The 15853-nt window shown below is 58.1% G+C and carries 14 protein-coding genes and 2 tRNA genes; 12 read left to right on the forward strand and 4 right to left on the reverse strand.

The features are described from left to right. Positions 1 to 144: 144 nt before the first annotated feature. A tRNA-Leu gene (locus D5261_RS07265) sits at positions 145 to 230 on the reverse strand. A 272-nt stretch (positions 231 to 502) separates the two neighbouring features. Between D5261_RS07265 and D5261_RS07270 the strand changes: the two genes are divergently transcribed. Further along, positions 503 to 1504, forward strand: a complete 1002-nt coding sequence (locus tag D5261_RS07270) for a C40 family peptidase (RefSeq protein ID WP_301002441.1) — start codon at positions 503 to 505, stop codon at positions 1502 to 1504. A gap of 46 nt (positions 1505 to 1550) precedes the next feature. Here D5261_RS07270 and D5261_RS07275 read toward each other — a convergent pair whose 3' ends face one another. Continuing rightward, positions 1551 to 2195 carry a DUF559 domain-containing protein gene (locus D5261_RS07275; protein WP_119325235.1) on the reverse strand — a complete coding sequence of 215 codons (645 nt, stop codon included), beginning with the start codon at positions 2193 to 2195 and terminating at the stop codon, positions 1551 to 1553. 272 nt (positions 2196 to 2467) lie between these two features. On the opposite strand from D5261_RS07275, the gene glyA reads away from it, so the two are divergent. The 5 genes from glyA to uppP all read left to right on the forward strand — a co-directional run bounded on the left by glyA (position 2468) and on the right by uppP (position 8171). Further along, a complete protein-coding gene (gene glyA / locus D5261_RS07280; protein WP_119325242.1) occupies positions 2468 to 3688 on the forward strand; it encodes a serine hydroxymethyltransferase in 1221 nt (406 codons plus the stop codon). A 9-nt stretch (positions 3689 to 3697) separates the two neighbouring features. Beyond that, positions 3698 to 4729 (forward strand): glycosyltransferase family 4 protein, encoded by a 1032-nt coding sequence (locus D5261_RS07285; RefSeq protein ID WP_119325234.1) that lies wholly within the window; start codon positions 3698 to 3700, stop codon positions 4727 to 4729. An 18-nt stretch (positions 4730 to 4747) separates the two neighbouring features. Next, complete coding sequence (wecB, locus tag D5261_RS07290; protein WP_119325233.1) at positions 4748 to 5851, forward strand: non-hydrolyzing UDP-N-acetylglucosamine 2-epimerase; 1104 nt, start codon at positions 4748 to 4750, stop codon at positions 5849 to 5851. A gap of 159 nt (positions 5852 to 6010) precedes the next feature. Next, positions 6011 to 7168 carry an AI-2E family transporter gene (locus tag D5261_RS07295; protein ID WP_119325232.1) on the forward strand — a complete coding sequence of 386 codons (1158 nt, stop codon included), beginning with the start codon at positions 6011 to 6013 and terminating at the stop codon, positions 7166 to 7168. Between the two features lie 52 nt (positions 7169 to 7220). After that, complete coding sequence (uppP, locus tag D5261_RS07300; RefSeq protein ID WP_218025799.1) at positions 7221 to 8171, forward strand: undecaprenyl-diphosphatase UppP; 951 nt, start codon at positions 7221 to 7223, stop codon at positions 8169 to 8171. A 46-nt stretch (positions 8172 to 8217) separates the two neighbouring features. Here the strand turns inward: uppP and D5261_RS07305 are convergent, their stop codons facing one another. Beyond that, the gene (locus tag D5261_RS07305; RefSeq protein ID WP_165864692.1) at positions 8218 to 9021 is read right to left on the reverse strand and encodes an endonuclease III domain-containing protein; all 804 of its coding nucleotides are present in this window, start codon (positions 9019 to 9021) and stop codon (positions 8218 to 8220) included. Positions 9022 to 9286: 265 nt separating this feature from the next. Here D5261_RS07305 and D5261_RS07310 point away from each other — a divergent pair, with 265 nt between their 5' ends. The 6 genes from D5261_RS07310 (at position 9287) to D5261_RS07335 (ending at position 14409) form a co-directional block, all read left to right on the forward strand. Beyond that, positions 9287 to 9817: a hypothetical protein gene (locus D5261_RS07310; protein ID WP_125206432.1), complete on the forward strand. Its 531-nt coding sequence runs from the start codon at positions 9287 to 9289 to the stop codon at positions 9815 to 9817. Between the two features lie 124 nt (positions 9818 to 9941). Next, a complete protein-coding gene (locus tag D5261_RS07315) occupies positions 9942 to 11153 on the forward strand; it encodes an acyltransferase family protein (protein ID WP_165864691.1) in 1212 nt (403 codons plus the stop codon). 37 nt (positions 11154 to 11190) lie between these two features. Further along, on the forward strand, positions 11191 to 12147 hold the full coding sequence (locus tag D5261_RS07320; protein WP_125206431.1) for an aldo/keto reductase: 957 nt from the start codon (positions 11191 to 11193) through the stop codon (positions 12145 to 12147). Between the two features lie 63 nt (positions 12148 to 12210). Further along, positions 12211 to 12286 (forward strand) — tRNA-Gln (locus D5261_RS07325). Between the two features lie 64 nt (positions 12287 to 12350). After that, on the forward strand, positions 12351 to 13448 hold the full coding sequence (locus D5261_RS07330; protein WP_125206430.1) for a tyrosine-type recombinase/integrase: 1098 nt from the start codon (positions 12351 to 12353) through the stop codon (positions 13446 to 13448). Positions 13449 to 13722: 274 nt separating this feature from the next. After that, positions 13723 to 14409: a transaldolase family protein gene (locus tag D5261_RS07335; protein WP_119325225.1), complete on the forward strand. Its 687-nt coding sequence runs from the start codon at positions 13723 to 13725 to the stop codon at positions 14407 to 14409. Positions 14410 to 14527: 118 nt separating this feature from the next. On the opposite strand, the gene D5261_RS07340 is transcribed toward D5261_RS07335, so the two are convergent. Next, a protein-coding gene (locus D5261_RS07340; protein ID WP_301002444.1) for an IS3 family transposase occupies positions 14528 to 15708 on the reverse strand; the annotation gives its coding sequence in 2 pieces (ribosomal slippage) (positions 14528 to 15456 and positions 15456 to 15708; 1182 coding nt in all). Between the last annotated feature and the right edge of the window lie 145 nt (positions 15709 to 15853).

Genomic DNA, 15853 nt, shown 5'->3' on the forward strand with positions numbered 1-15853 from the left:
CGTAGCCTTCTTTTGATCGCATGCGCGGGTGCATGCTGGCTGTCCGAATTGGCGTGCGAGCGTTCGGTTGCCTATCGGGCGCTATGTTTAAAGCAAAACAAGGGCGTCGGATCCGGGGAGGATCTGACGCCCTTGTTTGTTCATTGGTGCCGAAGAGGAGACTCGAACTCCTACGCCCTTGCGAGCACTAGCACCTGAAGCTAGCGTGTATACCATTTCACCACTTCGGCAAGCGGAATGTGTGTATTATACCGGCCGGGGAGAGGGATGTCAAGATGTTTGGCGGGCGAACAATAGTTTGTTGTTGACAAATCGCATCCCGGGTCTTATACTAGGTAAGTTCATGGTTTGTTTCGGCGGTTAAATGGGTATGCGCGCTCCCCGCTGAAAAAGAGGTCTCCAGTAAAGAGACCCGAATGCCGATAATCTCCCTGTAGACACCATTTTCCGGCTGCGACAACGCTCGAAGCTACGACATTCCGAAACCAGGAGGACGACGTTTTTGTTTCAACGCCGATCCGCAACCTTGGTGGTTGCCTGTTCACTCGCTTTTGCCGCAATCTCACCGGTCTTTGCAAAGACCGATACTAATATTGACTCCCAGACCGTGATCACCGACTCCGAAGCCTCTCAGGCGGCGGACGCTTCGGATGTCACGACGCCCGCCGCAAGCGCTCCGCGCTCCACTCGACTTTACCATCGCAAGCCCCGCCGCTCCTCGGCCGCTCGCCGTTCGTCCACGCCCGCTCTGCCGTCGCGCGGCATCACCAGCAACGTCGCCGGCGCGAGCAACGTCGTGGGCCGTCTGGCGATGGTTCAGATCGATAACGCGCAGATCCACGCCACCGGTCGCTACGGACGTCTCCTGTCCGTCTGCCCGCGCGGCCAATATCTCGCCATCAACTGCGAAACTGATTCCCAATACGGCGTCCTGATGATCGATCACTCGCTGGGGTACATCAATAAGTCCGATGTCCAGGTGCTCGACTATCAAGTGGTCAACACCGCGCCGGCGCAGGATCCGGGCGACGCCGCGACGGGAACGCTGGGGCAGCGGCTCGTGCAGCAGGCCGAAGGTTACCTCGGCGTCCCGTATGTCTGGGGCGGCGACACCAAGAACGGCATCGACTGCTCGGGCTTTGTGAAGGCGATCTACAGTTCCTTCGGCATCGATCTTCCCCGCCACTCCGGCGATCAGGCGGCCATCGGCTACGATGTTCCGCGCAGCAATGTCGCGCAGTGGGTCCCCGGCGACCGAATGTACTTCGCCTGCCACCATCCCGAGATCGACCACACCGGCATGTACATCGGCGGCGGTTACTTCATCCACGCCTCCGTAGGCCACGGCCGCTCCGTCGCCATCGACCGCGTCGATAACAAGTACTACGCCAGCCATCTCGTCGCCGTGCGCCGCTCCAAAGAGCTTCTCGGCGAACCGGCTTCCCCGCCCAGTTCGCAGCTAACGGCGTCCAACTCGAACGACCCGGAAGCCAATCAAGAATAATCGGCGAACGCCGATCCAAGAAAAAGAGCCCTGACGCGACGTTGCGTCAGGGCTCTTTTGGATTCGCGCTCAAAAGCGCTTTGATAATTCTGTTGAGGCCATCCCATTCGGCGCCATGCGTGACACGGATGAATGTTGCGTCGAGCATGGTCTCGATGGCTCGTTGGAGCTTTCTATCTTTGAGAGAGTGATTGATTTTCTCGTGGTGGCCTTCATCAAACTCGACCACAATGTTCATTTCCGGGAGATAGAAATCCACCAAGAAGCCGGCGACGGGGAATTGGCGCTGGACTAGAGTGATGTCTTGCAGTAAGGCTGAGAGCATCTCTCCAAATTTTAGCTCTTTGCGCATGGGAACAAAGTACCGGGATTTCAGTATTCCTTCGCTGCGCGCGTATTCCATGAAGTCTGTGAGTTTGTCGAGTCGATTTGAGCGCAACGCGATCGCATGGATCGTTTCAAAATCGTAATGCTTGATCCTGCGTTTGATGTCGCGCCTGCCTTCTTTTTGAACAATGAGAAATTCCCGTGTCGTTGTGCAGAATCCGGATATTTCCAAATCTCGAATGATCTCATTCACGTTTTTCACACGTGAAGCCAAGATTTTCGAGATTGCCTTCTGTGGAAGCCAGATATCGTTATCATTGATAATAGCGCCAAATTGATCCTTTGGATGAAGGCTATTGGACATGGACTGAGTGTCCTCCTATGAACACACTCGCCGGTTGGCGTTCCATCCGGAAACGAAAATGGGCTAATATCATCGATTAATTTGACTACAGTTGTGGTCAAAACTTGCAAGATTCCCCAAAAGTAGAGTATTATAGAAGGACATTCTGCGACTCGTTTCGGCGTTGCCGGCGCGAGAGTACTCGCTGGGAGGAAATTGTTGTGGCTTTGTTAGAAAACGATGTCGTGTCCCAAGGCGCGCAAAATCATTTTGGCCTGGACCGGGAGGCCTCTTTGGAGGCCAGCGATCCCGCTGTCTTCGCCGCGATCAAGCAAGAAGAAGGTCGTCAGAACGACAAGCTTGAGCTGATCGCTTCTGAAAATGTCGTCTCGCATGCGGTCCTGGAAGCGCAGGGCTCGGTGCTGACCAATAAGTACGCGGAAGGGTATCCCGGCAAGCGCTATTATGGCGGCTGCGAGTATGTGGATATCGTTGAGACGCTGGCGATCGAGCGGGCGAAGCAGCTATTCGGCGTCGAGCACGCGAACGTGCAGCCGCACAGCGGCGCGTCGGCGAATATCGCCGTCTTCAGCGCCTTCTTGCAGCCGGGCGACGCCATCTTAGGGATGCGGCTCGATCAGGGCGGGCATCTTACGCACGGCAGCCCGGTCAACTTCTCCGGTAAGTTCTACGACGCCCATTTCTATGGCGTCGACGCCGAGACCGGTCTGATCGATTACGATGAGTGCGCCCGCGTCGCTCGCGAGGTCAAGCCGAAGATGATCACTTCGGGCGCATCGGCCTATCCCCGCATTATCGATTTCCCGCGCCTGCGCGCCATCGCCGATGAAGTCGGCGCGCTGCTGCTGGCGGATATCGCCCACATCGCCGGCCTCGTGGCGGCGGGTGAGCATCCCAGCCCCGTCGGCTACGCGCACATCGTCACCACCACCACGCATAAGACCCTGCGCGGTCCGCGCGGCGGTATGATCATGTGCGGCGAGGAGCACGCGAAGGCGATCGACTCGGCGGTCTTCCCCGGCACTCAGGGCGGCCCGCTGATGCATGTGATCGCCGCCAAGGCGGTCGCACTCGGCGAAGCGCTGCGACCCGGCTTTACGGATTACCAGAAGCAGATCCGCAAGAACGCGGCGGCGCTGGCGGCGGGGCTAACCAAGCGCGGCTTCACGCTCGTCTCCGGCGGCACCGACAACCACCTGATGCTGGTCGACCTTCGACCGCAGGGCCTGACCGGACGCACTGCGCAGCTCGAGCTGGACAAGGTCAATCTGACCACCAACAAGAACGCCATCCCCTACGATACTGAAAAGCCGTGGGTGACGGGCGGTCTGCGCCTTGGCGCTCCGGCGGTCACCACGCGAGGCCTCCTGGAGCCGGACATGGATATCATCGCCGACTGCATCGTCCGCACGCTGACCAATGTCGGCGACGCGGCCGTTTACGAAACCGTGCGGCGCGACGTCAAGTCGCTCTGCGACCGATTCCCTGGGTAATACACCTCTATGTGGCGGCTTGTACCGATCGCATTCGCGCTCTCGCTGGCGTTGACTTATCTGCTGACGCCTCTTGTTCGCAAGCTGGCCATCCGTTTCGGCGCGGTCGCGATTCCTCGCGACCGCGACGTCCACCCGGAGCCCGTCCCGCGCTGGGGCGGCGTTTCGATGGTCGCCGCCTTCCTGCTGACACTGGGCGCGCTTTATATCTACACCCTCGTCCGCAACGATCATATGCACTTTGCGGCGCCGTGGAGCGCCCATCAGATCCATCAGTTCTCCGGGATCTTTTTGGCGACGGCGCTGATCGCGATTGTCGGCGCTTTGGATGACAAGTTCGAGCTGTCGGCGATCTGGCAGTCCCTCGCGCTTGTCGCTTCCGGACTGATTTTGTATTTGTCCGGGGTGAGCATCGAAGGCATTACCAATCCTTTCTACAATGCTCCGCTGAATTCCCATGGCTACGATCCTCGCTCCTGGCTGGCGTTTCCCGCATGGTTCTCGGCGCTGGCGACCGTGATCTGGGTCTTTGGCGTCGCCAAGACCGTGGATTTCATCGACGGCCTCGACGGCTTGGCGTCGGGTGTCTGCGCGATCTGCGCGACCACTCTGGCGCTGATGTCCGCGCAGACGGGGCAGTACGAAGTCACGATCATCGCGGCCGCCGTGGTCGGCGTCTGTGTCGGCTTCCTGCGCTACAACTACAATCCGGCGACCATCATCATGGGCACTGTCGGCGCGCAGTTCCTAGGCTTTGTGCTCGCGGCGATCGCCATTGTCGGAACGTTAAAGATCCCGGCGACGGTCAGCGTGCTGCTGCCGCTGCTGGTGCTGGGCGTCCCAATCTTCGACGGCATCCGGGTGGTGACGCAGCGCGCAATCAAGCGCACGCCGGCGTACCTTCCCGACAAGACGAGCCATATTCACCATATCCTTTTGAACAAGGGACTTTCGGTCAAGCGCGCGGTTTGGGTGATCTACGGTCTCACTGCGGGCCTGTGCCTTGTCGCCCTCGTCATTTTCCACCAGGTCCGGCATTAGCGCCGGCGCAAACACCCCATGAAAAAGATCCTTTGCGTTTTCGGCACTCGCCCCGATGCGATCAAGATGGCCCCCGTGGTGCTGGAGCTCCAGCGCCGCCCGGAGCAGTTCGACGTGAAAGTCGCCGTTACCGGCCAGCACCGTGAGATGCTCGATCAAGTGCTGTCCGTCTTCGCGATCCAGCCCGACTTCGATTTGAATATTATGCAGCACGGCGCGAACCTGGCCCAGATGACCACGCGCTCGCTCAGCGGTCTGGACCCGATTCTCGATTCCGTGAAGCCCGACTGGGTGCTGGCGCAGGGCGACACGACGACGACCTTTGTCGCCGCCCTCGCCGCGTTCTATCATCAGTCGCGCTTCGGTCATGTCGAAGCGGGCCTGCGCACCGGCAACAAGTACGATCCGTTCCCGGAAGAGATGAACCGACTGCTGACGACGCGCCTCGCGACACTGCACTTCGCTCCCACCCAAGAATCGGCGGATAATCTGACCGCCGAAGGCGTCGCCGACAAAGACATCGTTCTGACCGGCAACACCGTCATCGATGCGCTTTTGAATGTCGCCGCCCGCGACCATGAGATCCCCGATCCCGCGATCCAAGAGATTTTGTCCGATCCCCGCCGAGTGATCCTGGTGACGGCGCACCGCCGCGAGAACTGGGGCGAGCCGATGGCGCGCATCGGCCGCAGCGTCCGCGCCCTGGTCGAGCAGAATCCGGATACGCTGGCCGTCGTCGCGCTGCACCGCAACCCGATCGTCCGAGAGACCCTGCTTCCCATTTTGCAGAACCATCCGCAAATCCGCCTGATCGAGCCGCCGGACTATGTCCCATTCGTCAAACTTCAGCAGAAGGCGACGCTCGTTTTGACCGATTCGGGCGGTGTCCAGGAAGAAGCGCCCAGCCTCGGCAAACCCGTTCTGGTCCTGCGCGAAACTACTGAGCGCCCCGAAGGGGTCGCCGCCGGTACGGCGAAGCTGGTCGGTACGGACTTTGACGCGATTTTGTCCGAAGCGACGCAATTGTTAACAAATCATAATGCGTATGCGGTGATGGCGAAGACGGTTTCTCCGTATGGAGATGGAAAGGCCGCCGTGCGTATCGCCGACGCGCTGGCGTAAGCAAGCGCCCTCACCCGGCCCTGAGGGCCACCCTCTCCCAATCTTAGGAGAGGGTTAAGAGTAAGACGAGGATCAAAGATCCTCAAAACAAAAACTCTGACTCCCCCTCTCCTAAAATTGGGAGAGGGGGCCGGGGGGTGAGGGCCTCCATCTCTAACCATGATCGACACGCCAAAACGAAAATATGACAGCCTTGCCGAGGAGTGGTTCGCGCAGGTTTGGAAGTTCGTGTGGCGGATCGCCCTGATCGTCTTCACGGGCTATGTCATTTGGCGCATTCGGACGATCCTGACCGATGTGCTGGTGGCGGCAATCTTCGCGTTCGCCTTGATTGGGCCGGTGGACTGGCTCTGCCGTTATCGTATTCGGGGCCTCAGCGGCCGCGCGCAGCGGCTCCTGGTGACCCTGGTGGTTTTTGTCGTGCTCGGGATCATTGTCGTCAAGTGTCTTGCCTTGATGATCGTGCCGTTCCAGTCCCAGGTGCACGAGCTGGGACAGAATCTTCCCCATTACAAAACGCATTTGCTCTCGATGGTCTCGTCGGCCAAGAACTGGTTTTCGCATTTGCCGCCGGACGTGCAGGCGTTTTTGCAGCGTCAGGGCGCCACGGGGGAGGGGATTTCACCCGGCTCCTGGGTGCGCGGCATGATGGAGAGCACCTTCGCGGGGCTGGCGAAGATTGTTGACATCATCCTTATCCCGGTGCTCGCGTTTTACTTTGTGCTTGATGGCCACTCGCTGCGCAACGAGTTTCTAGCGCTCGTCCCCCCGCGCCGTCGGCGCGAGGCGCTCCGGTTGCTGCGCGCTTCGTCCACGATCATGCGCACATTCGTCATCGCTCAGTTCTGGCTTTGCGTGATCGCCGGCGTCGTGGTGTACATCGGTCTTAACATTGCGGGAATGAACTATTCGCTGATCCTGGGACTGCTTGCGGGCGTCACGCGCGCCATCCCCATCATCGGTCCCATCATCGCGGGCATTCCCATTGTCTTGCTGGCCGCCATTCAAAGCCCGATGCTGGCGGTCAAGATTCTGATCTTCTTCAGCGTCATGCACCTGGTGGAGAGCAAGCTGATCATGCCCAAGTTTATCGGTCATAAGATCCATCTGCATGCGGCGCTGGTGATCATCGTCCTGCTGATCGGCGGCGAGTTCTTCGGCCTGATCGGCATGTTCATGGCCGCTCCGATCGCCGCCTTCGGCCGCGTGCTGCTGCTCCAATATGTCATTCGGCCACGCCGGATTGCGCGCGCCGTCAAGTCGGCGGCCGCAAACACATCGCCGCCTCCATCGCCGCTCATTATCAAATCGCAGTAATCGTCGGTATGAAGACCGACATCACATAACATTTCGCGAGGAGAACTCGATTTTGCCGCCACCGCCAACCGTACCCGACGTTTCTGTCCTTCACGCGCTGATCCTGGGCATCGTCCAGGGCGCCACCGAGTTCCTGCCGGTTTCCAGCACCGCGCACATGCGCATTTTGCCGGCCCTGCTGCACTGGGAAGATCCCGGCGCCGCCTTCTCGGCGGTTGTCCAGCTCGGCCCCATTGCGGCGATCATCGCTTATTTCCGACACGATCTCGCCAAGTACATCGCCGGCGTGTTTCGAAGTCTCAAGGCCGGAAAGCTCTTTCCCGAGGACGACACCGACGCCCGCCTTGGCTGGTATACGATTCTGGGAACGATCCCGCTTGCCGTCGCCGGCCTGCTGCTGGAAAAGCATGTGGACACTACGTTCCGGTCACTCAATATCATCGGCGTTTGTTTGATTGTATTGGCGCTGGTGCTGCTGGTGGCCGAGCGGATCAGCAAACGCAACACGCCGCTGGAGCGGCTGGCGTTTGGCCCCGCCATGGCGGTCGGTTTCGCGCAGGTGCTCGCGCTGGTGCCGGGCGCGTCGCGCTCCGGATGCACGATCACCACGGGGTTGCTCGTCGGTCTCGATCGCGAATCCGCCGCCCGCTTCTCGTTTTTGCTGAGCATTCCAGCGATCACGCTCGCGGGCCTTTACAAGCTGTACAAAGTCGTACACCACACGCATCTTGGCCATGCGGCGGTTCCGTATCTGCTGGGAGCCATCGTCGCGGGCGTGGTGGCGTATGTTGTCGTACGCTGGCTGCTCGGATATCTGGGGGAAGAGAACCACACGACCACTCCATTTATCCTTTACCGGATCATGCTCGGCATTGCGATCCTCGTCCTGGTCCAAATCGGCTACGTGGACGCGAACGCCGGCGCGAAGCCGCTGGAGCCCGCCGCCCAGGGCGCGTCGGCGCGGCTGGATATTCCCATGCCGACGCATCTGGCGTCTCGGTAGTTAATAAAAAAAATCGCGCCTCCGAGAAATCGGAGACGCGATTTTTTTATTCGTAGAGCATGCACATTTGCAGAGGGTTTGGTTGAGTGGATGATCTTCGTTTGACGGCGGTATGACGTTTTTCTTCTTCGTGTTCCGGCTGGAAACACGTTTGCGCGTGCCGGCAGAGGTCGCGCAGGGCGCAGCCCGCGCACCTGGGCTGTTTTGCGTCGCAGTACGTTTGAGCGTGTTTCTTGATCACGTTATGGAAGGCTTCGATTTCTCGCGGCGTCCAGTCGCGCGGCAGCAGGGACTGAAGAATGGGGTGCGCCCGATCCGAGCTGATCGATGGTCCCAGCATTCCTAATCGTGTCATTATACGGCGGTGTCCGGTATCCACCGGGAGAACGGCGCGCCTCAGAGTACTGAACAGCAGCACGCATGCGCTGGTCTTGATTCCAACGCCTGGGAGCCGGTCCAGCCAGGCGGATGCATCCGTATCGGACATTTCAAAAAGATGATCGAGGTTAAGTGCGCCGCGCCGCCAGCCGCGAATATGCTGAAAGGCGCGTTGCAAAAACTTCGCTTTTTTGTCGGGCCATGTCGTGTCGTGGATCGCGCGCTCGATGGATGATATCGGAGCGTCGCAAAGCGCGCTCCAATCGGGAAACATACGGCGCAGATTTTCGAACGCTTGCTGAGCGATAGGGTCGGTTGTGCGCTGCGAGAGAATCGCAAGGACGAGCATCTCAAGCGGCGTGAGGCTGATGACGTCATCCACGTTCGTCCGGTGAAGTTTGAGCAGACGGCGGTAGATTTCCTGTAGTTTGGCGCTGACGGGCAGACCATAAAGCGATTTGTGTGAACCCACGGTTTCGACTCCCTCCGAAGACCAGTATGGGAACATATGTTCCCTATTCTGGAAGAATATTCCTTCTTGGGAAGGAAAAACATTTCCCACTCTCGAATTACCCCTCACCTCAACGATGAATTCCGCCGATAATCTTCTATATCTGGACGCCAATCAGATATCATGGAGGACATTTCAGGCCAGCGCCTGATTCATCGGCGGCTGTCAGCACAATGTCGCGCTTTCTCTTGTCCCTGCCGATTTTTGCAAACAAGGAGGATGTCTCGTGTCTACTGACCATCATTCGGAACTGGATCCCACGCTTCGCCGCATGTTCGGCGCCCTGGTCGAACGCGCCTTCATTCAAACGATGGGCGTGTACGAACCCGGCGTTACGGACTATCTCGCCGGCGTTCTCACCGACTTTGCCCATTTTCAAAATGTATACCGGGTGCGCGATCTTCAGGGCAAGCCCTTGCAGGAAGTCGCGGACATGCTGATGCAGGCGGATATCCGCCTGGAGGCCCAGTCGTTCAACCGTGAGCGCGAGGTCCACAAGCATATCGGCGACTTCACGCTGTTCTGGGCCGGCGTGTATCCCGAATCGCTGCGGGGGATGCAGTCTCGCTGGCGCAAGGATCACTTGCTCGATTACGTCCAGCAGGGCAAGAACAGCTACGCCATCGCCGCCAAGCACGACTACGGCGAGTACCGCACGCAGGCCCAGGTGCTGAAGAAGCTGTCCGACGAGTTTGAGCTGTGTCTCTACGGCCTCAGCCTCGTGCGCGGCGACATCGACGGCATGGCGCGCGCGTAATCACTGACTCCACAAAATCTCATTCTGCTTTCGGCAGGACTTTAGACGCCCGATAGGGAACTAGCCGCCTACGCCGACGATGGTTATCTATCGTCGGCGGGCGCTGCCCTGGGAGTTTCCGTCCATGTCGATTATCCCCGCCGCCGAACCGAAGACGGGCTTCGCGGCGCGCGCTCATTTTCAATTTCTTGATGGGATTCGCGGCTTGGCGGCGCTCACGGTGATGTGCTGCCATATTATCAATATCGCCTATTCCGCTGCGCCAGTGAGCCAGATGAGTCCCGCTCTGCGCGGCGCATCTCACCTGATTCAGCTGGGACACTGCGCGGTTTGCGCCTTTATCGTTCTGTCAGGTTTTTGTCTGATGCTACCCGTGGCGGGAGCGCCGGCTCGGCAGCTCGCGGGCGGATTGAAGGGATTTGCGGCGCGTCGCGCGCGCCGGATTCTGCCGCCCTACTACGCGGCCCTCGCTTTGACGATCCTGCTTCCGGCGATTCATGCGACTGTCGTGCGCCTCACCAACCACCAGCACGAGCCATTTTTTTTGCCGGTCAGGGCTTCAAACCTGATCTCCCATCTATTGTTAGTCCATAATCTTCGAGCGGATCTGCTGATGGCGCTGGATGGCCCGACGTGGAGCGTCGCAACGGAGTGGCAAATATACTTTGTCTTTGCCCTGGTTCTGCTGCCGCTCTGGCGTCGTTTCGGCGGGCTGCCTACGTTCTTCGGCGCCGTACTGCTGGGAACGGCTCCTTATTTCGTGTTGCCAGCAAATCATAACTTCGCGGGATCGGCTTGCTCCTGGCTGCTCGGTTTATTTGCGATGGGAATGCTCGGCGCAACGATGATCCGCTCCGAAAGCGCCAGTGTCATAAGCTTTCGCAGGCGTATGCACTGGGGAGCCATCGCCGCCATATCCGCTGTGCTGATTTACCCGATATATATCTTCTATCCTAGCGCCGTACTTTGGCGCTGCTACTGGCTGCTGGATTTCTTTGCCGGGCTTCCCATTCTTTGTCTCATCCTTTACTGCGGCCAATTCGAGGATAATTGTGAGAGTAAGCCGTCCATAGCGCTGCGCGTGCTGAACTCTAAGGCGGCGCAAGCGGTTGGGGCGTTTTCTTATAGTTTATATCTGATCCATGTTCCTCTTTTGGAGCAGATCGATAGGTTTCTGCCGCAAGGGCTTTCCGCGGATGAGAGATGGGGGATGTTAGCCGCAATCGGGCTGCCGCTCGTTCTGGCCGCCGCATATCTGTTCTACCTTGCCGTGGAGCGCCCCTTTTTGCGTCAAAACAGACGTCACCGCGAGCCATCCATGCGTTCCGCCTTGTAATCTCAAGAAAGTCTCATCGTCTTAAGGAGTTGAAGAATTGGCTACTACACTTCCCACACAGCCGCTCGGCCCGCAAAACGTTCCCGTCACTCGCATCGCCCTCGGATGCATGGGGATGGCTGGAACCTGGAACCCGGCCGAGGTCGGCCCCGAAAATATCCGTAAGGCGATTGTCGCCTTCGAGGCCGCGCTGGAATCCGGGATTAATTTCTTCGATCATGCCGATATCTATGGGCGCGGCGCCTGCGAGTCCGTCTTCAAGGATTGTCTCGCCGCCGTTCCTGGGATCCGTGAGAAGATCTATATCGCCACCAAGGTCGGGATCCGGCCCGGTTATTACGAGCACGATCCCGCCTATATCCGCCAGAGTTTGCGCGGGTCGATGGAGCGGATGGGGATCGATTATGTCGATCTGTATCAGATCCACCGTCCCGACCCGCTGTCCCATCCCGCCGAGACGGCGGAAGTGCTGGACGCTTTGGTCGAAGAGGGGCTGGTGCGCGCCATCGGTGTCTCCAACTACTACCCGCAGCAGACGCTCGCGCTCAAGCAGTATCTGAAGGCCCCCATCGTTTCAAACCAGATATCGATCTCGCTGACCCGGCTCGACCCCATCTACGAAGGCGCGGCCGGCGGCGATGGCGACGGCGTTCTGGACCAGTGTCTCCAGTTTGGCGTTACTCCGCTCGCCTACAGCCCGCTCGGCGGCGGCTGGCTCTCCGGCCACCGCGAGATCCCGGCGGACCATCAGGACGCCCCGCGTCTGACGCGCATCATGGACGCCCTGAAGGCCCTTTCCCCAGAGTACGGCGGCGCCACGCCCGGCCAGATCGCCACGGCCTGGCTGCTGCGTCACCCCGCGAAGATCATTCCGCTGGTCGGCTCCAACAACCCCGAGCACATCCGCGAAGCGGCCGGCGCGGCGAGCATCAATCTGTCGCGCCAGGACTGGTACAAACTGTGGGTCGCGGCGCGCGGCGAGCCCGTGCCGTAAATTTCGCCGATACGCTTGACAAGAAGGCGTCTTTAAAGGTAATCTATTCCGGTCGTCTCACGATGCCGGATAGTTCAGCTGGCAGAACGCTTGTCTCTGAAACAAGAGGTCCTAGGTTCGAATCCTAGTCCGGCAGCCATACAGAAAGCACCCCCTTCTCACTCTAAAATGAGAAGGGGGCTTCTTTTGCATCCGGCACGTAATTGAAGGTTACTTCAATTGTAACCAGTAGTATCGGCTTATCACAAGAGGTCATAGCTTTGGCGCTTACGCTTACAAATCACTCTGAAATTAGTTGGACTGAGGCATTCGATGACTTCATTCTTCGGATGAAGGCGACTCGGGAAGAGAAGACGGCAAAATACTATCACGACCTCCTGGTACTGCTGGTGCGTTGGTCACAGGACAACCAGATCAGTCTTCACGAGTTCCGGGCGAGGCACCTCTCCAAGTATCTCGTCTACCGCGCCACGCCCGGACAGTTCGGTGGGAAGGCGGTGAGTGATCTGACGCGCAGGCATGACGCTTCGTGCGCTCGCGTGTTTCTGCGCTTTTGTTTCAAGCAGGGGTACATCGATACGAATCCGCTGGCCGACTATGAGCTTCCGGCGCGGAATCAGAAAGTTGGCGCTTGTCCCAGCACGGAACAAGTCCGGCAGCTCCTGATTAGCATCCGAAAACGGTTCGATGTTGAGCGCAATCCGGATATGCGATTTATGAAGGCGAGCACTCGTCGCTTTCTCGGCCTGCGCAACTACGCGATCGTCGCGAGCCTGATCGAGACGGCGGCGCGGCCGGGTGAGATCCTGAGCCTCAAAGTCCAAGACTGCGATCTCACGCTGATGAAATTCACATTACGCGATACGAAAACCGATGAAGACCGAAGCCCACCGATCAGCGTAAATCTCAAGCCGGTGATCGAAGAGTATCTCAAGGTGCGCCCGAAAGAATCCGCATCGCCGAACCTGTTTGTCAACGAATATGGAGACGATCTCACGGTCGAGGTATTTTCCAAGCGGTTCCGTGGTCAGCTAAAATGGGCAGGCATTGCGGGGTTTTCACTGTACGGGCTGAGGCATTATTCGATCACCCAAATCAGCGAGCACGATTTACGAGCGGCGCAGCAAATCGCCGGACACAAGAGCTTATCGACCACACAGATCTATTTGCATCCCAACGCCGATCATGTGCGCGCTATGCACGCGGCGGCGTCGCCGCTTGGGAACGTCGTCGAACCATCGGATGCGCCGCTGATGGTGAACAAGAGGACTGAGCGAAAGAAGAGGCAGAAACTCGTTTGACCCGAACCTGGGAATCTCGGCGGTTGGAGAAGTAGGGAGCGGCTGCTCGATATCTCGATTGCACGACCAAAAGAATGCCGTTCGCCGCCGAGTAGTTCTTCGCGACCAGTCTGGCGGGATAGCGCCGGCGCATCAGGCCGCTCGGATCCGTAATCTTGACTTGGAATTGTGATAGCCATGTGAAATGGGTATAGGGAGTCCGAGCTTAGCAGGGAATATAAACTTCCCGGATTCGATGAGGCGGCTGGGCCGCACTCAGGAAAGCAATAGGCCGATGAAATTCTTTATAGACACCGCGAATATCGATGAAATAAAAAAGGCGAAACAGTGGGGCATTCTCGACGGCGTTACGACTAACCCTAGCTTGATTGCAAAGGAGGGGATCACTCATAAAACGCGCGTCCAAGAGATCCTTGAGCTCGTTGGGGATTTACCCGTATCGGCAGAGTGCGTGGAGAGCGACTACGACAAACTGATCGGGGAAGCCAGAGACATCGCATCTTGGGCTCCGAATGTTTACGTCAAGGTGCCGATGACGCCCACTGCGCTGGAAGTCGTTAAGGAGCTGTCTCCGCAGGGCGTCAACTTCAACGTCACGCTGGTCTTCTCACTCCCGCAGGCGTTGCTGGCGGCGAAGGCAGGCGCCTCGTTCATCTCCTTCTTCGTAGGTCGCATTGATGATATGGGCAGCGGTGAAGCCGCGCAGAATATCGCCGACGCCGTCAGGATGGTAAAGAATTATGATTTTCCTAAAGATCCCGAAATCCTAGTGGCGTCCATTCGCGGACCGCTACAGGTCACGGAGAGCATCCGCTCAGGCGCTCAGATCGCCACGATTCCCTACAAGATCATGGAGCAGCTATTCCACCATCCACTCACGGACATCGGTGTCAAAAATTTTTACGATGACTACGTCAAGGCGACCGGAAAGGACGTCGATCTCGGGGCGGCTTCTCTCTAATTCCGCAACGATAATAGGGTTAGGTCCCCATAGCGTCCGGGGTGGTCTCAAAGATAATAATGAGAAAAGGGGCGCAGCCAAACGGCTGTGGACTTGCCCGGGTTTTGTAGACACTTCGTTAAGCGGCTCTTGCGAGCTGTTGCTGTTGCTCAAAATGGCGCTGTTCAAATTGAGCGGGGCTGATATAACCAAGCGTCGAATGTCGACGCTTGCGGTTATACCAGACTTCAATATACTCGAACACCGATGCTTTTGCCTCGGCGCGAGTGCGAAACACTTGTTCCGGAAGCAACTCCATCTTTAACGTCGAAAAGAAGCTCTCCGCCACGGCATTGTCCCAGCAGTTGCCTTTACGGCTCATGCTGGCAACCATGCCGTGGCGCCGGAGCTTGTCCTGATAAATGAGACTGGCATACTGACCGCCCCGATCACTGTGATAAAGCAGGCCTTCTGGCGGACAACAACGTTGGATCGCCATCTCCAAAGCGTCACAAACTAACCCCGCTTCCATCGTTGCCTGCATTGACCAGCCAACGACGCGGCGACTGAACAAGTCCAGAACGACAGCCAGATACAGCCAGCCTTCCCGTGTCCAGAGATACGTGATATCGCCGACCCACCGCTGATGAGGAGCGGAGACCGTGAACTGGCGATCCAGCACGTTCGACGCCACCGGCAACGCGTGATCCGATTGGGTCGTTACTTGGAAGCGCCGTCTTTTCTTCCCCACGATCTGATGGCTATGCATCAAGCGCGCCACACGATGACGACCACAAGCGACGCCTTGCTCCCGCAGTTCGAGATAAATGCGTGGACTGCCATAGGTGTCGCGGCTTTGTCCGTGCTCCTTTTGGATCTGCACCACCAATGCCTGCTCCTGGGCCTGTTCTTCGAGGCGACGAGCGCTGCGTTTCTGAGAACGCCAGGCGTAGTAGCTACCGGATTTGAGCTCCATGGCCCGGCAGAGCATTTGTACCGAGAATTGTCCCGCATGATCTTGAATAAACCGGTATCTCACTGCGGGCGGCTCGTGAAGATACCGACCGCTTTTTTTAAGATCTCGTTCTCCTCTTTGAGGCGAGCATAATCTCGCTTGAGTTGTGCGAGCTCGGGATCAGAGGGATTGCCTTTGCCGGGGAAGGGATTTTCCGGCTGGCTCTGGAGGCTCTTCTTCCATTTAGCGATCAGACTTTCGGCAATTCCTAAATCACGCGCGACGGCGCTGAGATTGCCCTTCTCCTCGGCGAGGCGGATCGCCTCGCGTTTGAACTCTTCAGTGTAAGATTTACGGTTCGTCATAAAACTCCTCGCACCATCAAGCATTCGTTAAGATGGCTTCCTAATATTAAGATTAGGCTTTTCGAGGTGTCTATCCTACCCGGGCAAGTCCACTGCGCCCCTTTTCTCTTTGTCTGTAGAGCATATAGAAAAGAGAGCTCATCCT

This window comes from Capsulimonas corticalis (assembly GCF_003574315.2).
Classification (GTDB): Bacteria; Armatimonadota; Armatimonadia; order Armatimonadales; family Capsulimonadaceae; genus Capsulimonas; species Capsulimonas corticalis.

Bases quoted from the DNA above. Each gene is read 5' to 3' on its own strand.
- D5261_RS07315 (WP_165864691.1), top strand. From the start codon at position 9,942: ATGTCGATTATCCCCGCCGCCGAACCGAAGACGGGCTTCGCGGCGCGC.
- D5261_RS07285 (WP_119325234.1), top strand. From the start codon at position 3,698: ATGTGGCGGCTTGTACCGATCGCATTCGCGCTCTCGCTGGCGTTGACT.
- D5261_RS07335 (WP_119325225.1), top strand. From the start codon at position 13,723: ATGAAATTCTTTATAGACACCGCGAATATCGATGAAATAAAAAAGGCG.
- wecB (WP_119325233.1), top strand. From the start codon at position 4,748: ATGAAAAAGATCCTTTGCGTTTTCGGCACTCGCCCCGATGCGATCAAG.
- D5261_RS07275 (WP_119325235.1), bottom strand. From the start codon at position 2,195: ATGTCCAATAGCCTTCATCCAAAGGATCAATTTGGCGCTATTATCAAT.
- D5261_RS07295 (WP_119325232.1), top strand. From the start codon at position 6,011: ATGATCGACACGCCAAAACGAAAATATGACAGCCTTGCCGAGGAGTGG.